This is a genomic window from Trichloromonas sp., assembly GCF_034006665.1.
Classification (GTDB): Bacteria; Desulfobacterota; Desulfuromonadia; order Desulfuromonadales; family Trichloromonadaceae; genus Trichloromonas.
On record NZ_JAVESI010000010.1, the window covers coordinates 14,760 to 33,929 of the forward strand.

The following is a 19,170-nucleotide window of genomic DNA, read 5'->3' on the forward strand; positions in this document are numbered from 1 at the left end:
TCGTCCTCGTCGCTGCGACGTATCATTGAGGTGTCCCCCCCCCCCACACCTTAAACAGCTTTTTGGAGAACGGCTAAGCAAAAAGCGCCAAATGCAAGGCGCGCCATGGTTGAGCAATGAGGCGTACTTAGGTACGTCGAAGCCGCGAGGCCATGGCGGCAATGCAGCAGTTGGCGAGTTTTTGCGACGCCGTCAGGGAGGGAACCGATGCAACGCACCAACGCCTTGATCGCCGTCTGTTTCTGCGCCGGGCTGCTCGCCGCCCTGGTCAACAGCGTCGCCGCCTGGCTCGGCGGCCTCTGGGGGGTGACCGCCCTCTTCGGCGTCGACATGGCCCCCGAATTCACCCGCGCCTGGCTTTATCCCCGTCTGGTCTGGGGCGGCCTCTGGGGGCTTCCCTATTTCTTCACCATCCGCTACCTGCATCTGCGTCGGTGCTGGGCACGTAAGGGCCTGTGGCTGAGCCTTCTGCCCACCCTCGCCCAGCTCCTTTTCTTCTTCCCTCGCTTCACCGAAGCCGGCTGGTTCGGTCTCGGCCTCGGCGCCGCCACTCCGCTCTTCGTTATCCTCTACAATCTCGTTTGGGGATTCTTCCTCGGCGTCTTCGCCCGGCTGCTTTGGGGGCGGGGATGAGAGGCGCTCTTTTGTCGCGCCACTTTTGGGGGCTGTTTTTCCCCCTGCTCTTCCTGCTTCTGCTCGGTTGCGCCGATGCCGGGCAGGGGGAAGCCGTCGGTCGTGTCAGCTGGGTTCACGACGGCGACACCCTCAAGGTCGACGGCATCGGCACCGTGCGCTTGATCGGCGTCGACGTGCCGGAGACGGCCTCATCCTACCGTGACCAATATCTGCGCCGGCAAGGCGTCGCCAGTTCGATTCAGCGGCAAACGGCGAAAAAGGCTCTGCATTTCGTCATCGGCGAAGCCAAGGGAAAGCAGGTCAGCCTGTGTTTCGACGGCGAGCGCAAGGATCGTCACGGCCGCACCCTCGCCTATGTCATCCTCCCCGACGGCCGCAACCTCAACCGCCTGCTCCTCGAAGAGGGGCTGGCCGCCGTGTACCGGCGCTTCGATTTTCAGCTAAAGAAAGAGTTTCTGACGGCCGAAAAAGAGGCACGGGGCGCAGGCCGGGGGATGTGGAAAAAATAGTCGTTTACTCCCCAAAATCCCTCCCGTTCGCTTGTCCGCTTCCGCTTTTCCCCCTCCTGAACGTTGCGAAAAAAACCTAAAGTTTTTCCTTGCCGCCGCCGATAAGACGGGCAAGAAGAGAACCCTGCGGGTCTTCGCCTGTACCCGATCGCACCCCAAACAGGCTTCCGTGAATGAAAAAGGTGACCGTCATGACAGAGAAAATCAACTTCGGCAAGGGTATCGGCCCGATCGGCGCACCGAGCGTGCCGCGCAAGGTCGACACGGCTAAATCCGAGGCCGGCAAGGGCGCGACGGATCGGGTCGCTTTTTCGTCGGTGTTGCAGGAAGTCGGTAAGGCCAAGGAGGCCGGCGCCATGCAGAGCCCGGAACGTGCCCAGAAAATCGCGGCTCTCAAGAGCCAGATCGCCAACGGTTCTTATCGGCCCGACCTGGATAAGGTCGCCGAAAGCCTGCTCAAGTTCATCGGCAGGGAGGGCTGATCATGGCCGCCGACGGTGTGCGGGCCGACCTGGAACGGCTGCACGAACTGCTGCTGCGGGAGCGGGAATGCGCCAAGAGCCTCGCCGTCGACGAGCTGATGGCCGTCACCGAGGAGAAGGACGCCCTGCTGCAACGGCTGCGCCCGGTCACCGACGCGAGCCCCGAGGTTCGCGCCTTGGCCGAGATCATCCAGAAAGAGAACCGGCGCAACGCCTATCTTTTCTGGGCGACTCTCAAGTTCATCCGAGAAAGTGTGGGCTTCTTCAACCGGCAGGTGGCGCAACCCGCCTCTTACGGTTCCGCCGGCGGCCTGGTGCAACGCACCGGTAGCGGCATGTTTCTGACCGGGAAGGTGTAGCATGAGTGGCCTCATCAACGCTCTGAATATCGGCAAAAGCAGTCTGCTCGACGGTCAGCGCGCGATCGAGGTCGTCGGCAACAACATCTCCAACGTCAATACCGAAGGCTATTCCCGCCAGGTTCCGGTCTTTACCGACTTCCCCACCCTGAACATGAACGGCTTCATGGTCGGGCGCGGGTCGAAGATCGACGTCCTCGATCGCGAGTACAACAATTTTCTCGCCAAGATGATGCAGGAAAAAAGCGCCGCCCTCGGGGAGGAGGATGCCAAGTCCACCGCCCTGGATGAAATGGAGCGCATCATCAGTATCTCCGAAAACGGTCTCTCCGGCTCCATCGACAACTTTTTCGGCTCTTGGCAGGATCTCACCAACGATCCCGGCAGCCGCGTCAATCGTGACCTGGTGCTGCAATCGGGCGAGCGCCTGGTGCAGGATTTCCAGGCGACGGTCTCCGAACTGACCAAGCTTTCGGAGAGCATGAACACCATGCTGCAATCCCGGGTCGACGATCTCAACCTCAGCATCAACGAGGTCGCGAGCCTCAATCTGCGCATTTCCACCATCGAATCGACCGGCCAACCGGCCCTCGCCGACCGGGACAAGCGCGACCTGCTGCTGCAGAAGATCACCTCGCTGGTCGGCGGCACCAATACCGAAAACGCCGCCGGCATGGCTTCGATCTTTCTGCCCAACGGCCTGCCTCTGGTCTCCGACGCCACCACCATGCCGATACTGACCGAGCGGGTTGGCGACACCCTGCAGATCAGCCTCGACCTCGGCAGCCACAAATACGAACTCAACACCGAGCGGGTCGGCGGCGAAATGCGCGGGCTCATGTATCTGCGGGATGAATTCATCCCCGAGAAGGTCGCCGATCTCGACAAACTTGCCAACGGCATCATCACCGAAGTCAACGCCCTGCATCGCGCTGGAACCGGTCTCGACGGCAACACCGACCGGGATTTCTTCGCGCCCTTGGCCGAGGAAGCGGGCGCCGCCGGCATGATCCGCATGAACCTAGACAACTACCGGGAAGTGGCTGCCGGCGACTCCAGCGCCCCCGGCGACAATACCAACGCTCTGCGCCTCAGCGCCCTCGGCACCGCCCGGGTGATGGACGGCAGCGAAACCTTTGTCGGTTACTACGCCCGCATCGCCGGCGACGTCGGCGTCGAAGCGAGTCGCAACAAGCTGGCCCTGGCCGGCAATCGCGACGCTTTGACCCAGGTCGCCAATCTGCGGGACAACACCGTCGGGGTTTCTCTCGAAGAAGAAATGATTTCCCTGATCAAATTCCAGAAGAGTTTCGAAGCCTCGGCCAAATACCTCAGCACCGTCGACGAGGTGATGAGCCAGCTTCTGGCCATCCGGGGGTAGCGTATGAAAGCGAGCAACTCGACCACCTATCGCTCGATGATGCTGTTTCTCAACAGCACCACTTCCAAATTGCAGGATCTCCAGGTCGCCACCGCCACCGGGCGCAAGATGAACGCGGCTTCCGACAACCCCGCCGGGGTGTCGCCGGTGCTGCTCACCCGCTCGCGGATGTTGTCCGCCGAGAATCATTACGAAAACAACCTCGCCGCCATCGACCGCCTCAAGGCTCAGGACACCCAGATGGCCCAGGCCGAAAACCTCATCAACCGCGCCATCGAGCTCACCGTTTCCGCCGGTAACGGCACCTACAGCAGCTATGAACGGGAGGTTCTCGCCAGCGAGATCGGCGACCTGCGCAACTCCATGGTGAGCCTGGCCAACGGCCAGATGGACGGCAAATACTTCTTCGCCGGGTTCAACGATTTGACACCCCCCTTTGTCGAAAATCCGGCTCATGCTGGCGATCCGACCCAGCCGCCGATGCTTTACCAGGGGGACCAAGGGCGCAAACAGCTGGAAATCTCTCCGAGCGAGACCGAAACGGTCAACTTCACCGGCAGCGCTGTATTTCTCGGCGATGAAGACGGCGACGGCGTCACCGATCCCGGCCGGGTCGACATCTTCGCGGTCATGACCGGCATCGAGGAGGCCTTGCTCGCTGACGATGCGGCCGGCGCCACAGCGAAGCTCGGCGATCTCAACACCGCCCTTGAGCAGATCAGTATCAACCGCAGCCAGATGGGGGTGGTGGCCAACCGTATCGACCGCGCCAACGAGAATATCCAGGACATGGAACTCGACCTCGAAGAGGTGCTGTCCCGCTATCAGGACGCCGACCTCATCGAATCGATCACGGAAATGACGCAACAGGAACAAGCCTTGCAAGCAGCCATGGATGTGACGGGACGACTCTCCAAACTGTCGATCCTCGACTATCTGCGCTAGGAATAAATTACACGCCAGGGAGGGCCAGATGCTGGTATTGACACGCAAGGTCGGCGAGGGCATACGCATCGGCGACGACATCACCATCACCGTCGTCGAGATGAAAGGGGGCGGTATCCGCCTCGGGATCGTCGCGCCGCCGACGGTGAAGATCCACCGCCAGGAAGTCTACGATCGCATCCTCGAAGAGAACAAGGAAGCCACCCAGTGGATCATCGCCGATCTGGACAGCCTGAGTGACAGTCTGCCCATGCTCAAGGAGGTCAAATGAAGGTCATCAACACCCGTTTCGGGCAGGTGGAATACGATCCGGCTAAAACCCTGCACTTCCCTACGGGGATGATCGGCTTCGAGAACCTGCGCGAGTTCATCGTCATGCCCAACATCAAGCGCGGGCCCCTCTTCTGGATCCAGAGCGTCGAAGACCCGGAGATCGCCTTTGTTCTCACCGACCCCACCAACTTCTTCGTCGACTACCGGGTCGCCCCCGACGACAACGAGAAAGAGAAACTGGGGATGAAAGACGGGGACGACTGTCACGCCTTGGTGGTCGTCACCGTCAACTCGGGCAGCGACTTCACCTTCAACCTGCTCGCGCCGATCCTCTACGCCCCGGGCCCCAACCGCGCCATCCAGGTGGTGCTGGAGCACAGCAACTACTCGACCAAGATGCCCCTGCCCAAGGTGTAAGGGCGCGGCGCGCCGGAATAGATCGAAAGGCTACCTCGCGAAGGATGCGGAGTGGCCTTTTTTTCATGGATCGGCCCGCAAATCCGCCGGTGTCGGAATTTTGGCCGGGGCTTTGCAGATTCGAAATTGCCGCAGGGGTTTTCGGCGGCAAGGATCGATAGTGTCAATTTCTTGACAGGCTTCGGTCATTGGCTGGAAGGAGAATAGAGTGTGGCCGCAATGAAAATACAGGAACCGGAACCCTTCCGCGCGAATCGCTTCGGTGATCGCTATCTGCCCGGCGTCAACGGCGAGTGCTTCGAGCAGCTCGGCGCCGAGACGGTTTTCGCCCAGCAGTTCGGCGCCGACCTTTTCTGCCTCGGAACCTTTTACCTGGTCATCGGCACCGATTCCGGCCTGCTGCCGCGTTATCTTCTACGCAAGGGTATTCCCAAAGGGAGCTGTTACCTTTTTGTCGAACTGCCTGAAATTCTATCCCGCATCGATCGTTTGGATTCGGCAGGCATCCTCTACGCCACGCCCGAGGATTGCCGGAAAATGCTGGGGAGGCTCGGCATCAATGAGTATGTCTTCGCCGACAAGGTCCGGGTGATTTCCAGCTGCGCCGCCGAGGACTGCGTCTGGGAAGGGTACCGCGAGACTGGGCGACGGCTACGGCAGGAAGTCTTCCGCTTTATCTGGGATACGAAAGGCTCTCTCGATCTGGAGGTCTTCATCCGCCGGCAGCTGGAAAATCTCGCGGAAAACCGGGTCTCGGCCAATCTTCTGCGCGGCATGTTCCGGGGGAAGACGGCGGTGCTGCTGGCCGGCGGGCCCTCTTTGGACGACGTTATCCCCTGGCTGTTGGAACATCGCCCGCAAGTCGCCGTCATCGCCGCTTCTCGGGTGTCGCGGCGCCTGCTCGAAGTCGGCATCACTCCTGATATCCTCGTTTCCGTCGATCCAAAGCCGGTGAATTTCGATGTCAGCAGCGATATGTTCCAGTTTGAAGAGGACGCGCTGCTGGTCGCCAACTATCACCTCAGCCCCTGCATTCTGGGGCAATGGGGAGGGCGGGCGTCGGTCTGGGGCAGCCTTTTCTCTTGGGATTCCCCTCTCAACCGCCCGGCGCCCATTTCCCTGGGGCCGACGGTCACCAATGTCGCCTTCGATACGGCCGTGGAGCTGGGTTTCTCCCAAATCGTCCTGGCCGGTGCCGATTTCTGCCATAGCCGCGAAGGCTTCACCCATGCCGCCGCCTCGCGGGAGCGGGCCATTGGCGCCCGCTTTTCCGAGCGGGATGTGACGATGGAAACCTACGGCGGCTGGGAAGCCTATACCCATCCCAATTACGCCCTTGCCGCCCGCGAGCTGGACGCCCAGGCCGAACGCGCCCGCAAGCGCGGCTGCCGCGCCGTCAACCCAGCGCCGGGGGCGGCCCGGCTGGAGCACGTTCGCCATCTCCCCCTGGCCGAGCTTCCCATTGAACCCCTGAATGTGCCGGCCGCGACCACTCTCGCCGGGGTGCTGCCCGAGGATTCCGCCGCGACGCGCTCACGTCACTGTCGGGCCATGCTCACCGAACTCGACCGCGTCTCCGCCGTGGTGGAGCGGATCGGCAAGCTCGCGGAGCAGGCGACGGCGCTGCATGAGCAGTTCGCTTCCGCTTCCGACTCCGCCGACTACCGCAAAGGGCTGAAGGCGATCGGGCAAGCTCTGGGCCGCGAGGATCAGGGGCTGGTCCGGTTGATCAAATTTTTCAGCGTCCAGAAGTTTTTCCGGCTCAGCCATGCGGGGCTCGCCAAAGGCGGGGCCAGCGAGACCAGTTTCGACGACAACCGCGGCTACTACCTGGCCTATCGGGAAAACTGCGAGCAGTTTCTCAATCTGCTAAGGCAATCCCGCAAGCGGGTCGAAACGCGTCTGCTGGAGGATTCCCCCGCGCCCGAACTCCCCCGTCTGCTCGCCCAGTGGCGGGCGGACCGGCAGCCGGGACGGTCGCGCATCTGGCGCCGGCGGCATCCCGCCGACTTCGCCGCTTTGAGCCCCGAGCAGCAGGCGGAGTTGCAGGTTCTGGAAGAAGATTTCGCGCAACTTCGCGCCAAGGGCTACGCCGGTTGGACTGCGACCACCGCCATTACCCCCGGCGCCTACAACTGGGCGCTTTCCGGGGCTTTCGGGCGGATTCGCGACGCCTACCGCAAGAACGACCGCGAGACTTTGGCGCGGCTGGCCGGGGTTCTGGAGAACCACCCCCTGCCCAAAGCCAAGCCGTTGCTGGCCTTGGCCCAGGGGTACGCCGCCGAGTTGGCGGGCGACAACGATGCGGCGCTCGATGACTATCAGCGGGTTCTGGACACGGAGGACGAGGCGCTGCTCGAAGAGGCGCTGCGGGCCATTGCCTTTCTCTGCCTGCAAATTGGGGCGCTCGATGACGCCCTGCTCGCTCTCGAACATCTCGCCGGCCGCTTCCCGGCCTATCTGCTACTCTACGCCGACGGTCTCAAGGTTTCGGGTCGGGCGGAGGAAGCGCTGGAGGCCTATGCGAGCTATCTGGAGCAGGTTCCCCAAGATCTGGGCACCATGCTCAATCTCGGAGGTTACTATCGCAAACTGGGGATCGACGAGGGAGCGCGGCTGATGTTTACCCACGTTCTCGAAGTGGAGCCCACCCATCCCGTCGCCCGCAAGCTGCTGAAGGAACTCGGTTGATTTTCATAAGCCGTTGCAATGTTTGTAAATCACCGACTTTTTACCTATCATGGACAAGGCCGCTGCGATCATTCATCGTTGGTCGTCGGCCGTCAATGCCACTCGTGTCGGGGGGATTCCCATGCTGAACGGAAAAGCCGTGCTGATTACCGGAGGGACGGGCTCCTTCGGTAAAAAATTTCTTGAAACGGCGCTCGCCCGCTATCCGAAAATGCGCCGCATCGTCATTTTCTCCCGCGATGAACTGAAACAGTACGAACTCGCCCAGCAGTATCCGCCCGAGACCTATCGACAGCTGCGCTACTTCATCGGCGACGTGCGCGACCGGGAGCGGCTCTACCGGGCCTTTGAGGGGATCGACATCGTCATTCACGCCGCCGCCCTCAAGCAGGTGCCCGCCTGCGAATACAACCCCTTCGAAGCGATCAAGACCAACATCCTCGGCGCCCAGAACGTCATCGAGACCGCCCTGGAGCGGGAGGTGGAAAAGGTCGTGGCCCTCTCCACCGACAAGGCCGCCGCGCCGATCAACCTCTACGGCGCGACCAAGCTCTGCTCGGACAAACTCTTCGTTGCCGCCAACAACTACAAGGGGAATCGGGATATCCGCTTTTCCGTGGTGCGCTACGGCAATGTCCTCGGCAGTCGCGGCAGCGTCATCCCCTTCTTCCTGAAAAAGCAGCGTGAAGGGGTGCTGCCCATCACCGACGAACGCATGACCCGCTTCAACATCACCCTTGACGAGGGCGTGGAACTGGTGCTGCGGACCCTGGGGCGGATGTGGGGCGGCGAAATCTTCGTCCCGAAAATCCCCAGTTTCCGCATCGTCGACCTAGCGCAGGCGATCGATCCCGATTGCCGCCAGGAGATCGTCGGCATCCGTCCCGGCGAGAAGCTGCACGAAGAGATGATCACCGAAACGGACGGGTTCAATACCCTGGAGCTCGACGATCACTACGTCATTCTCCCCTCCATGCGCAACTGGACGGTGGAGAAGTTCCAGACCGAACGGGGCGGCCGCCGCTGTCCGGAAGGCTTCTCCTACAACAGCGGCACCAACACCGACTGGCTGACTGTCGAGCAGTTGCGGGAGCTGGTGCGCGGGCATATCGACTATTGCTGCCAGAAAGGGATCTCGTGAGCGAGCCCTTCATTTCCTACGGTCGGCAAAGTGTCGACGAGTCCGATATCGAGGCGGTCGTGGCGGTACTGCGTTCCGATTGGCTGACCACCGGGCCGCTGGTCGAGCGCTTCGAGCGGTCGGTGGCGGATTTCGTCGGCGTGGCCGAAGGGGTAGCGGTGAGCAGCGGCACGGCGGCGCTGCACGGGGCCATGCACGCCATCGGCATCGGCCCCGGCGACGAGGTCATCGTCCCGCCTATGACCTTCGCCGCCACCGCCAATGCCGTGCTCTACCAGGGGGGGACGCCGGTCTTCGCCGATGCCGACGCCGACACCCTGCTCATCGATCCGGCGCGGGTCGAAGAAAAAATCGGCCCCCGCACTCGGGCGGTCATCGCCGTCGATTACGCCGGGCAGCCCGCCGACTATGGGGTCTTGCGGGAAATCTGTCGCCACCGCGGTCTGATTCTGGTGGCCGATGCCTGCCATGCCCTCGGCGCCGCCGATGCTGGTCGCCCCTGCGGTTCTCTGGCCGATCTGAGCGCTTTCAGCTTCCATCCGGTTAAGCCGATCACCACCGGCGAGGGGGGAATGGTCGTCACCGACAACCCCGAATGGGCCGAGCGCCTGCGCAGCTTCCGCAACCACGGCATTACCGGCGACCATCGTCAGCGTCAGGAACAAGGTACCTGGTATTACGAAATGACCGAACTCGGCGGCAACTATCGCCTGACCGACATCCAGTGCGCTCTCGGTCTGAGCCAGTTGGCGCGATTGCCGAAGTGGATCGCCAGGCGCCGGGAGCTGGCCGCCCTCTACGACCGGGCCTTTGCCGGAACCGAAGTCCAACCCCTGGCGGTGCGCGCCGGGGCCGAGCACGGCTATCATCTCTATGTGGTGCGGGTGCCGGAGCGGGACCGGGTTTTCGCCGAACTGCGCGCCGCCGGGATTGGCGCCAACGTCCACTACATTCCGGTCCATCTGCACCCCTATTACCGCAGGCGCTTCGGTACCGGCGAAGGCCTCTGCCCCGTGGCCGAGGCTGCTTATGGCCGGATTCTGACCTTGCCGCTTTATCCTGCAATGAACTTTCTTGATGTTTCTCGCATCGTCGATTCTGTTTTTACCGTTATCAGGAAGGGAGCCTAGCTGTGAAAAAGGCTGGAAAGACCGAACTGAAGGATGTCATGTATGCACTGGGGGAAATATTTTCAGGCACCTGCTTCTCAAATACGGAATTCGATTATCTTAATGTCTTGAAATCGACAATCGAGACCTTGAGCGAAAAAGAAAAGTCCCAGTTGTACCAATGGTTTCTGGATGCGTACACAGGTGACAATTCCATAACCTTCAATTCTTTTGTTTATGAAAATTATCGAGATGACTTCTCGCTTGAAAATCTGACTAAAACGATCACCTCGGCGATGTCATTGAATGATTTTTATGAAATTTATTGGAATTTGAGCCGTAGGTTTTTTGTTCGAAGTGATGTCCCAACTAAAATATTCAAGCCATATGCAGACGTGGTCAGAGGTCATTTCGATAAAATTGTCAGCATGTTGAAACAGTCTAAGATTGTAGTGGCGCCAGCCTATCAAAAAAAATCAGAAATCAAGACGATTGCGATTCTTTCACCACAAATTTTGGGGATGGCACATTCTCCGACGCGCGAAGCGTTCAATCTGGCCTGTCATTTGATAAAAAATCATGGTTGTAAGGTTTCAATAATCAATTGCAATTCAATGAATTACAATAATTATCTCGGATTTTATAGCCCGTTTGTTGCCAACAGAAATACGGAATTAACCGGGCACCAGTCGTTGACTATCGATTATCTAAATTTCAAGGATGTCGAAATCGAGGTGTTTACTCTTGATGAGACCTTGATGTCCGTCCGAAAAATCAACAATTTCATGAACTATATCGACCAACTGCAGCCGGATGCCGTCCTCGCGCATGGGGAGAATCTGCTTTTCCAAGAACTCTTGTTTCAAAAAATACCCTCAGTTTTCGTCACCACCGGGGCGACGGTTCCCATCGCCCATTCGGATGCTTACTGGATTCCTGGCAATCTCTTTTCGGACGCCGGTGAAGAATATGCACATGCCTGGGGGCATACCGACTTCATGCGTGAATCCATGATCGTTACGCCCGCCGATGCCGCAGATGAACCATTGGAGCGGAGTCGATTCGGATTCAGCAAAGACGACTTTCTGTTTCTGGTAGCCGGGACCCGGTTGGCTAGTGAACTGGATAATGACTTTGTCGAATTTTGCCGGGAACTGGTTGCAAAGTGCCCGCATGCGAAGGTCGTTTTTGCTGGTTCCGGCGATCTGGATATCAGGAGAACCTTCGGCACGCTCACTAACTTCGAGCGGAAATTCATCAATGTCGGCATGATTCAGGAATTTTCGGCTTTCTGCCTGATGTGCGATGCGTTCATCAATCCCAAAAGACAGGGTGGAGGGACCAGTGCCCAGACTGCCATGATGAATCATCTGCCGATTGTGACCATGAATTTCGGCCATATCAGCTCGACGGTTCCCGAAAGTTATCGACTGCAAGATTATGCCGAGATGTTGAATTACTCGGTAAAGCTCTATTCCGATAATGACTTTTTGGCGCAAGAGAAAGTCTTCTTCTACAACCATTTCATTTCCGACCTGAAAACGGATCAACAGGTCGCCAAGATCTTTAAAAAACTGGAAGAAATTCATCGCCGTTATTGACAATATTCGCGAAAACCTCTGGCCCGAATTGGACAAGACCATGAACGTCGCCATCATCCCCGCTCGCGGCGGCAGCAAACGCATCCCGCGCAAGAATATCCGTCTCTTCAACGATCGGCCGCTGATCGCCTACTCCATCGCCGCCGCCCTGGAAAGCGGCTGCTTCGGGCGGGTGGTGGTCACCACCGAGGACGCGGAAGTGGCGGAGATCGCCCGGCGGGAGGGGGCCGAGGTGCCTTTTGTCCGCCCCGCCGAGTTGTGTGACGACTATGTCGGCACCATGCCGATTTTGCAGCATGCCCTGCGTTGGCTGCTGGCCGAGGGCTGTGCGGTTGATTTGGCCTGCTGCATCTACGCCACCGCGCCCATGCTCCATATCGACGACCTGCGCCGGGGGCGCGATCTATTGCAAGCCGCGCCGCACAAGCAGTACGCCTTCTCCGTCACCAGTTTCCCCTTTCCCATCCAGCGCGCCGTTCGCCTTACTGCCGACGGCGGCGTCGAGCCCATCCAACCCGAATGCATCCCCAAACGCTCCCAGGACCTCGAAGAGGCCTATCACGACGCGGGGCAGTTCTACTGGGGGCGCACCGAGGCCTTCCTCAAAGGCCTGCCGATTTTCTCCCGCCACGCCATCCCCATCATCCTCCCCCGCCATCGGGTGCAGGACATCGACACCCCCGAAGACTGGCTGCGCGCCGAATTCCTGCACCGCGCCATCCAACTGGCGGAGGCCGAGCGATAGGGTAATGGCGGGAAACAGGATCCGTTAGGGCTAAGGGCAAGTCAGCATCGAGGAGGTGAAAAAACGCGATGAGCGCACCTACTAAATATCAGACCATCGAGCATGGCGGGCATCCCGCTTTTGTGCTCGTCCCCTGGGAGGAGTGGCGCCGTATCGAACCGCTGCTTGAAGCCGAAAAGGCCAAAGCCTCCGGTATCCCCCAGGAAGTCGTTGAGGCACATGTCTTGCGGGATGTGCCCCTGATCAAGGCCTGGCGTGAGCACTTTGGGCTGACCCAGGAAGAACTGGCTTCACGGTTGGGGATTGCTCAGGCCAGCGTGGCGAAGTTCGAACGGTCCGGCGCCCAGCCGCGCACCGCTACACTCCGTAAAATCGCCCAGGCCTTGGGGCTGAGTGTGGAACAGCTGCTTGGGTGACGGCACTCTGTCGCGGATCGCGATTCGCGCTGATGCTTCGACGGTCATCGGCAGCGGCCATATCATGCGTTGCCTGACCCTAGCCGAGGTGCTGCGCCGCGCCGGGGGCGACATCGTCTTTCTCTGCCGGAAGCTGCCGGGTAATCTGGGGAAGGAAATCCGGCGGCGGGGCTTCGAGCTGATTTGGGTGGAAGGAGAGGGGCCGGACGGCCACGGGATGCGCGGCGGAATCGATCTTTTGATCGTCGATCATTACGATCTGGATGAACGCTGGGAACGATCCATGCGCTCCTTGGCGCGGCGGATCATGGTCATCGACGATCTCGCCAATCGGCCCCACGACTGCGATCTGCTGCTCGACCAGAATCTGTTGCCCGCTCTGGACACCCGTTATCAAGGCTTGGTTCCCGACGGTTGCCGGTTGCTCCTCGGCCCTGGCTACGCCCTGTTGCGGGATGAATTTTATCGGGCGGCGGCAAATGTCCGTGAGCGTACCGGCCTTACCCATCTCTTGCTCTTTTTCGGCGGCGGCGACGGGGACAACCTCACCGCCCGCGCCCTGCGCGAGCTTCGCGATACCGCCTTGACCGCCGATGTGGTCATCGGCGCGAGCAACCCGCGCCACGATGAAATCGCCGCGCTCTGCCGGGCCGATGGCGGCTGCTACACCCTGCATGTGCAGACCGGGCGCATGGCCGAACTCATGGCCCGCGCCGATCTGGCCCTGGGAGCGGGGGGCGGCAGTCATTGGGAACGCTGCCTGCTCGGTCTTCCTGCCTTGGTGGTGACGGTGGCTGAGAACCAGCGCGAGACGACCCGCCTGCTGCACGAAAAAGGTGCCTGCCTCTGGCTGGGCGAGGCCGCGAGCCTTCCCCCCGGTGCCTTCCGCCAAGCCCTCGACGATCTGAGCCGAAACCCTCAAAGACTCGCCGCCATGAGCCACGCCGCCCGTGAAATTGTTCCCCGCGATGGTGGGACGGCCAGGGTGGTGGAGGCGGTAAAATCCATCAATGTTGAATAAAAACAGATCGATTCGAAGGCTTTTCACCACAGAGCGCACAGAGGACACAGAGAAAAGCTGTTAGATTTCGGAAGCTTCACGTTGTGCGGGCAAGCCATTATTGACAGCCCCACCTCCCTGTATTACTTTTTAATATCAATATCCATGGAGGTCATCATGCCCAGAAATACGTCCGTTACCCTAGGGGAACATTTTGAACACTTCATTGCCAAAAAGATCGCGCAAGGGCGCTATCAATCTGCAAGCGAAGCGATCAGGGCGGGCTTACGACGCTTGGAGGAAGACGAAATCAAGCTTGAGTTGTTAAGAGATAAACTTGAGGGTGCCGAACAATCCCCTGTAGTTGACAACTTCAGATGTGAAGATTTTTTGAAAAAAATGCGTCAGAAGCATCTTTAGATGAGCGGCTCTTTCTTTTTACGGCAGGCGGCTGAAGCCGACCTTGAAGAAATCTGGTGCCACACCCTGCAAGCTTGGGGCAGTGAGCAGGCTGACCAGTATATCGAAGGGATTATTTCCCGTTTTGGCTGGCTGGCAAAGCACCCTCAGTTAGGCAAGCCCCGTACAGATATCAAACCCGGGTATTTGTGCTTCCCTGAAGGGCAGCATCTGATCTTCTACCGACGACAGGATAGCAATATTGAAATTCTTGCCGTTGTCCATCAGCGTATGGATTACCTGAAATCTCTCACCGATGAGCCCTAAACCGTAGAAAATGATGAATGATGAATGATGAATGAGCGGCCTCGGGTTGGGTTTTTTAAAATGGGGCGCCCGTGATGGGAGCTGATTGACTAACCCACTTCACCCCCTTGTTTTTTTCCTGATATTGGCGTTGACAATCCCTTTGAGCGGGCACGCTATGCCGCACAAGTTAATCCGCCATTGCCTCCCACCGGCGGCGCAGCTATGATAACAAGTACCCGCTTGGTGAAAATCCCACAAAAGACAGCACCACGTTACCTATCTTTATGCCGGGAGGACCCTAGATGACCGTAATCGATGTTGAAAAGATGACAGTTGCTGAACGATTGTTGGCCATGGAGAGTCTCTGGACCTCGCTTGAAAAGGAATACCAGCAAAGCGAAGTTCCATCATGGCATCGTCATATCCTCGAACAGCGTTGCGAAGAACTACGCCGTGGTGAAGCGAAAATCTTGACTCTCGATGAGTTGGATGCCCGCCGCAGATGATAACTGTTGATCGCGTTGTTGCCCTTGAGCCTGTTTCTGACGATCTCAACTCCGGGAAGAATTTTTATGATCAAATAGAACCGGGGGTCGGAGATTTCTTTTGGGATAGTCTGATGGCAGACATCCGGTCGTTGAAAATTTATGCGGGTGTCCATATGCGGGAGCAAGGTCTGTATCGAATGCCTGCGAAGCGCTTCCCCTATCAGGTCTATTACCTTATTGAGGAGCATACGGTTTATGTTGTTGCCGTCCTTCCGATGCGCAAAGATCCTTTGTGGGTGAAGGAAACGTTGACAGCGAGAAAACCTCTAATTTATTAGCAAGTTTGAAACCACAGCCGGCGCTTAAGATAGAACCCTGTAACCTCCTTGTTCTGGTTGCCGACAAAGATGATTCTTTGATGGCGTCGCAAAAACCCACCAACTGCTGCGTTGCTGCAATCGGCTCGCTGCTTCGACGTACGTAAGTACGCCTCATTGCTCGCCAATTGCGCGCCTTGCATTTGGCGCTTTTTGCGAAAGCATCTTTCTTTAGTTAAAGAGTGTGGAAAAATTAAGATTTTCCGCATTCATCACTCATCATTCATCATTAGCTTTTTATCGGGGAGGCATATGAACGACATCCGTATTGGCCGTCACCTTGTCGGCCCTGATCAGCCGCCTTTCATCATTGCCGAGATGTCCGGCAATCATGGTCATGATCTCGACAAGGCCCTGCGGCTGGTCGATGCCGCCGCCGAGGCGGGGGCGCAGGCGCTCAAGCTGCAAACCTACACCGCCGACACCATGACCCTCGATATCGCCGAAGGGGAATTCTTCATCGATGACCCAGCCAGTCTCTGGCGCGGGCATTCCCTCTACGAACTCTACGAAAAGGCCCACACCCCCTGGGACTGGCACGCGCCCCTCTTTGAGCGTGCCCGAAAGCGGGGACTCGAAGTGTTCAGTACCCCCTTCGACGCCACCGCCGTTGACCTGCTCGAAGCCCTGGATGTCCCCTGCTACAAAATCGCCTCCTTCGAAAACGGCGACCTGCCCCTCATCCGCCGCGTCGCCGCCACCGGCAAGCCGCTCATCCTTTCCACCGGCACCGCCACCCTGGTCGAACTGGCCGAAGCGGTCGCGGCGGCGCGCGAGGCCGGGTGCCGCGATCTGATCCTGCTCAAGTGCACCAGCAACTACCCGGCCGAACCGACCGATGCCAATCTTTTGACACTGGCGCACATGGCGCAACTCTTCGACTGCCAGGTCGGCATCTCCGACCACACCCTTGGCACCGCCGTGGCCGTGGCGGGCGTGGCGCTGGGGGGACGGGTGATCGAAAAGCACTTCACCCTGAGCCGCGCCGACGGCGACATCGACGCCGCCTTTTCCCTGGAACCGGCTGAGTTGCAACGCCTGGTAAACGATGCCCGCATGGCCTGGCAGGCGCTGGGGCGAGTGAATTACGGACCGACGGAGAAGGAGTTGGTCTCAAGAAAGCACCGGCGTAGTCTCTACATCACCGAAAATCTTAAGAAAGGCGACATTCTCACCGAAGAGAATGTCAGGGCAATCCGGCCGGGTTTGGGGCTGCCACCGAAATATCTGGAAATGGTGCTGGGGCGGGCGGTTGTCCGTGACGTTAGCAAAGGCTCGCCGTTGCAGTGGTCTTTGATTGGCTCATAATGTAGGAAATGATGAGTGATGAGTGATGAGTGATGAGTGATGAGGAAGGCGAAGCTGTGAAATGATGAGTGATGAAAAAACCTGTATTCTTCAGCGGACCAAGTTGTTCGCGTTGCGGATCATTCGACTGTATGGTGCTTTGCCGCGTACTACGGGGGGGCAGGTCATCGGTAAACAACTCTTGCGTTCGGGAACTTCCGTCGGCGCTCATGTTCGGGAAGGGAAGCGAAGCCGTTCCTATGCCGAGATGATCAGCAAGACCGAAGGAGCGATGCAGGAACTTGAAGAGAGCATCTACTGGTTCGAACTGCTCGAAGAATCCGGCATCGTGCAGCCGGAGCGACTTGCCGACCTGAAAAAAGAGGCGAATGAGTTGATGGCGATTCTTGTAACCAGTACAAGGACATTGAAAAGCAGGTCAACCAAAGGCAGCGGTAAATCTTGAATCGAAATAATTCATCATTCATCACTCATCATTCATCACTGAAAAGCGCCAATTGGCTGATGACCAGCGCCGGTGCCAAGGTCGATCTCGCTCGGCGTTTGCGCGTGGCCCTCTCCCCACATGGTCTGCGGCTTTTTGCCTGCGATATTTCCTCCGATTCCGCCGCCTTGCATTTTTGCGATGGCGGTTTTCTTGTGCCGCCGAGCAACGATCCCGCCTATCTCGATTCCCTTGTCGCCGCCTGTCGCGAGCGGGGGGTCGGCGTGATCCTGCCGACCCGAGACGAAGATCTGGTCTTCCTGGGCCGCTCCCGGGCGACGTTGACCGCCGCCGGTATCGAGGTGCTCGTTTCGCCCCTCGAATCCCTCGAAATCTGCCTGGACAAAATCCGCTTTCACGACCATTGCCTGGCCCACGGCTTGCCGGTTCTGCCCCGGGTGACGCAGCCGTCGCCGGAGAGTTTCCCCCTCTTTGCCCGCCTGCGCCGGGGCGCCGGGGGGAGCGCGGCCCAGGTGGTGCCAAATGTGGCGATGCTGCGCGCCCTGTACGGCGAGCCGCCCTGGCCCGATCTGCTGCTGCAACCCCTGTGCGCCGCGCCTGAATACAGCATCGATGCGCTCTTTGATGAAGACGGGCGGGCGTTGCAGTGGATCGCCCGGGAGCGGCTGCGGGTGCGGGCTGGGGAGTCGACGGTGAGCCGCACGGTTTCCATTTCCGCTTTGGATGAGTTGGTTCTTTTCTTGGCCCAATCCCTGCATTTGTTTGGAGCGGTGACGGTGCAGACCTTCTGGTCGGCGGCCGACGGCGCCAGGCTCATCGAGGTCAATCCGCGCTTCGGCGGCGCCTCGGCTCTGGGCATCGAGGCCGGGCTCGACACTCCCCGGCGGCTGGTGGCCTGGGCGCAAGGGGAGCATGGGGAATTCGTCCGGCCCCGGCCTTTGCGCTATGGGCTGAAGATGCTGCGCTACAGCCAAGATGTTTTTTGCAAGGGATGAACGGCATGCCCTGCCTTCTCGACAAGTACCGTCTCTTTCTCGTGGATATGGACAATACCCTCTACGCCGAGCGGGATTTCGTCCTCAGCGGTTTCCGCGCCGTCGCCGGTCATTTGGCGGCCTGGGGGCTGGATTCGGCGGCGGCTGGGGATTATCTGCAAAGGCGGTTTGATGCCTGTGGGCGGGAGAAGATTTTCAACCACCTGCTGCGGGAATTCGGCCTGGAGGCTACGCCGGAACGGATCGGCGAATTGGTCGAGGTCTACCGGGGGCACTGCCCGCACATAACTCTCTTCTCCGGCGCGGAAGAAATGTTGCGCTGCATGCGCGCACGGGGCCGGGTGGTGGTGGTCACCGACGGCCTGCCGGCGGTGCAGGAACGCAAGTTCAAGGCCCTGGGGCTGGAGCGGCTGGTGGATCAGGTGGTCTACTGCTGGGCGACAGGCTACCCCAAGCCCGACCCGAGGTCGCTGGAGGGGATAGTGAGGCAGGGCGATCCCGAAGCGGTGCTGATTGGGGATCGGGAGGATCATGATATGGAGATGGCGAGGCAGTGGGGGGTGGATGGGGTGAAGGTGGAAGGGGATAGACCAATTTCATAAATACGAAGAGAAAGTATAAACAAGGAGAAAAACTATGATTGATTTAACAAGAATGCTAACTTTTGTTTTTGAGAGATACGAAAAAAACAAGGATTTCGATGGTAGAAATAAAATATTTCGCTATGCGATTCTAGCTGAAGCTAAACTTAACAATGATCTTGCCTCGATTATCCTTCGAGAAAAAATAGAGAACGTTGTGAAAAACTGTCCTGATCTTTTCAAAGAATTTTCCATAACGATGTCAGAGGTTTTATTAACTTACGGAGTCCCTGCTTGTGTTGTATTCGACGAAAGCAGCCACCCAAAGGAAAAAAATATTTCTGAATTATCCAGTAGTAAATCGAGATTGAGTCAGTTTGAAATGAGAAGCGCTTCTGAGTTGTTTGAATTCTATAATAGAAAGTGTCAGCTAGTTAAGTCACTTTACAACTCCAGCTCATTAAATTTAAAAAGCATAAGTTTAGAGCTACGTATAAGAAATATTGAGTATTCTACTAGATCGATTATTAAAAAATTAGAGTAATTTTAAATTGTTTATATTT

At 58.5% G+C, this 19,170-nt stretch carries 24 protein-coding genes; all 24 read left to right on the forward strand.

Going from position 1 to position 19,170, the window contains the following annotated elements; translation table 11 throughout:
• The first annotated feature begins 207 nt into the window (after nucleotides 1-207).
• Nucleotides 208-633, forward strand: coding sequence for a hypothetical protein (locus tag RBR25_RS05845; RefSeq protein WP_432818604.1), 426 nt, complete (start codon nucleotides 208-210; stop codon nucleotides 631-633).
• Nucleotides 630-1,145, forward strand: a complete 516-nt coding sequence (locus RBR25_RS05850; RefSeq protein ID WP_432818605.1) for a thermonuclease family protein — start codon at nucleotides 630-632, stop codon at nucleotides 1,143-1,145. The genes RBR25_RS05845 and RBR25_RS05850 overlap by 4 nt, the downstream gene beginning before the upstream one ends.
• 191 nt (nucleotides 1,146-1,336) lie before the next feature.
• A complete protein-coding gene (gene flgM / locus RBR25_RS05855) occupies nucleotides 1,337-1,627 on the forward strand; it encodes a flagellar biosynthesis anti-sigma factor FlgM (protein WP_432818606.1) in 291 nt (96 codons plus the stop codon).
• A 2-nt stretch (nucleotides 1,628-1,629) separates the two neighbouring features.
• Nucleotides 1,630-1,986 (forward strand): hypothetical protein, encoded by a 357-nt coding sequence (locus tag RBR25_RS05860; RefSeq protein WP_432818607.1) that lies wholly within the window; start codon nucleotides 1,630-1,632, stop codon nucleotides 1,984-1,986.
• Between the two features lies 1 nt (nucleotide 1,987).
• A complete protein-coding gene (gene flgK / locus RBR25_RS05865) occupies nucleotides 1,988-3,367 on the forward strand; it encodes a flagellar hook-associated protein FlgK (protein WP_432818608.1) in 1,380 nt (459 codons plus the stop codon).
• A 3-nt stretch (nucleotides 3,368-3,370) separates the two neighbouring features.
• A complete protein-coding gene (gene flgL / locus RBR25_RS05870) occupies nucleotides 3,371-4,312 on the forward strand; it encodes a flagellar hook-associated protein FlgL (protein ID WP_432818609.1) in 942 nt (313 codons plus the stop codon).
• Between the two features lie 28 nt (nucleotides 4,313-4,340).
• Nucleotides 4,341-4,583, forward strand: a complete 243-nt coding sequence (gene csrA, locus RBR25_RS05875) for a carbon storage regulator CsrA (RefSeq protein ID WP_432818610.1) — start codon at nucleotides 4,341-4,343, stop codon at nucleotides 4,581-4,583.
• A complete protein-coding gene (locus RBR25_RS05880) occupies nucleotides 4,580-5,002 on the forward strand; it encodes a flagellar assembly protein FliW (RefSeq protein WP_432818611.1) in 423 nt (140 codons plus the stop codon). Before csrA ends, RBR25_RS05880 begins: the two co-directional genes overlap by 4 nt.
• 219 nt (nucleotides 5,003-5,221) lie before the next feature.
• Nucleotides 5,222-7,693 (forward strand): 6-hydroxymethylpterin diphosphokinase MptE-like protein, encoded by a 2,472-nt coding sequence (locus tag RBR25_RS05885; protein ID WP_432818681.1) that lies wholly within the window; start codon nucleotides 5,222-5,224, stop codon nucleotides 7,691-7,693.
• A gap of 121 nt (nucleotides 7,694-7,814) precedes the next feature.
• Nucleotides 7,815-8,834 (forward strand): UDP-N-acetylglucosamine 4,6-dehydratase (inverting), encoded by a 1,020-nt coding sequence (gene pseB / locus RBR25_RS05890; RefSeq protein WP_432818612.1) that lies wholly within the window; start codon nucleotides 7,815-7,817, stop codon nucleotides 8,832-8,834.
• Entirely contained in the window at nucleotides 8,831-9,964 is a 1,134-nt protein-coding gene (gene pseC / locus RBR25_RS05895; protein WP_432818613.1) for a UDP-4-amino-4,6-dideoxy-N-acetyl-beta-L-altrosamine transaminase, read from the forward strand. Before pseB ends, pseC begins: the two co-directional genes overlap by 4 nt.
• 2 nt (nucleotides 9,965-9,966) lie before the next feature.
• Nucleotides 9,967-11,544, forward strand: a complete 1,578-nt coding sequence (locus RBR25_RS05900; RefSeq protein ID WP_432818614.1) for a hypothetical protein — start codon at nucleotides 9,967-9,969, stop codon at nucleotides 11,542-11,544.
• 40 nt (nucleotides 11,545-11,584) lie between these two features.
• Entirely contained in the window at nucleotides 11,585-12,289 is a 705-nt protein-coding gene (pseF, locus tag RBR25_RS05905) for a pseudaminic acid cytidylyltransferase (RefSeq protein ID WP_432818615.1), read from the forward strand.
• Between the two features lie 68 nt (nucleotides 12,290-12,357).
• On the forward strand, nucleotides 12,358-12,705 hold the full coding sequence (locus RBR25_RS05910; protein ID WP_432818616.1) for a helix-turn-helix domain-containing protein: 348 nt from the start codon (nucleotides 12,358-12,360) through the stop codon (nucleotides 12,703-12,705).
• Nucleotides 12,698-13,726: a UDP-2,4-diacetamido-2,4,6-trideoxy-beta-L-altropyranose hydrolase gene (gene pseG / locus RBR25_RS05915; RefSeq protein WP_432818617.1), complete on the forward strand. Its 1,029-nt coding sequence runs from the start codon at nucleotides 12,698-12,700 to the stop codon at nucleotides 13,724-13,726. The genes RBR25_RS05910 and pseG overlap by 8 nt, the downstream gene beginning before the upstream one ends.
• A 156-nt stretch (nucleotides 13,727-13,882) precedes the next feature.
• Complete coding sequence (locus tag RBR25_RS05920; RefSeq protein ID WP_432818618.1) at nucleotides 13,883-14,125, forward strand: type II toxin-antitoxin system ParD family antitoxin; 243 nt, start codon at nucleotides 13,883-13,885, stop codon at nucleotides 14,123-14,125.
• Entirely contained in the window at nucleotides 14,126-14,431 is a 306-nt protein-coding gene (locus RBR25_RS05925) for a type II toxin-antitoxin system RelE/ParE family toxin (protein ID WP_432818619.1), read from the forward strand.
• Nucleotides 14,432-14,715: 284 nt separating this feature from the next.
• Nucleotides 14,716-14,919 carry an addiction module protein gene (locus RBR25_RS05930; protein WP_432818620.1) on the forward strand — a complete coding sequence of 68 codons (204 nt, stop codon included), beginning with the start codon at nucleotides 14,716-14,718 and terminating at the stop codon, nucleotides 14,917-14,919.
• Nucleotides 14,916-15,239: a type II toxin-antitoxin system RelE/ParE family toxin gene (locus RBR25_RS05935; protein WP_432818621.1), complete on the forward strand. Its 324-nt coding sequence runs from the start codon at nucleotides 14,916-14,918 to the stop codon at nucleotides 15,237-15,239. Before RBR25_RS05930 ends, RBR25_RS05935 begins: the two co-directional genes overlap by 4 nt.
• Nucleotides 15,240-15,530: 291 nt before the next feature.
• Nucleotides 15,531-16,586 (forward strand): pseudaminic acid synthase, encoded by a 1,056-nt coding sequence (pseI, locus tag RBR25_RS05940; RefSeq protein WP_432818622.1) that lies wholly within the window; start codon nucleotides 15,531-15,533, stop codon nucleotides 16,584-16,586.
• A gap of 61 nt (nucleotides 16,587-16,647) precedes the next feature.
• Nucleotides 16,648-17,031, forward strand: a complete 384-nt coding sequence (locus RBR25_RS05945) for a four helix bundle protein (RefSeq protein WP_432818623.1) — start codon at nucleotides 16,648-16,650, stop codon at nucleotides 17,029-17,031.
• Between the two features lie 59 nt (nucleotides 17,032-17,090).
• A complete protein-coding gene (locus tag RBR25_RS05950; protein ID WP_432818624.1) occupies nucleotides 17,091-18,026 on the forward strand; it encodes an ATP-grasp domain-containing protein in 936 nt (311 codons plus the stop codon).
• A gap of 5 nt (nucleotides 18,027-18,031) precedes the next feature.
• Nucleotides 18,032-18,628: an HAD family hydrolase gene (locus RBR25_RS05955; RefSeq protein ID WP_432818625.1), complete on the forward strand. Its 597-nt coding sequence runs from the start codon at nucleotides 18,032-18,034 to the stop codon at nucleotides 18,626-18,628.
• Nucleotides 18,629-18,662: 34 nt separating this feature from the next.
• Entirely contained in the window at nucleotides 18,663-19,151 is a 489-nt protein-coding gene (locus RBR25_RS05960) for a hypothetical protein (protein ID WP_432818626.1), read from the forward strand.
• The last annotated feature ends 19 nt before the right edge of the window (nucleotides 19,152-19,170 follow it).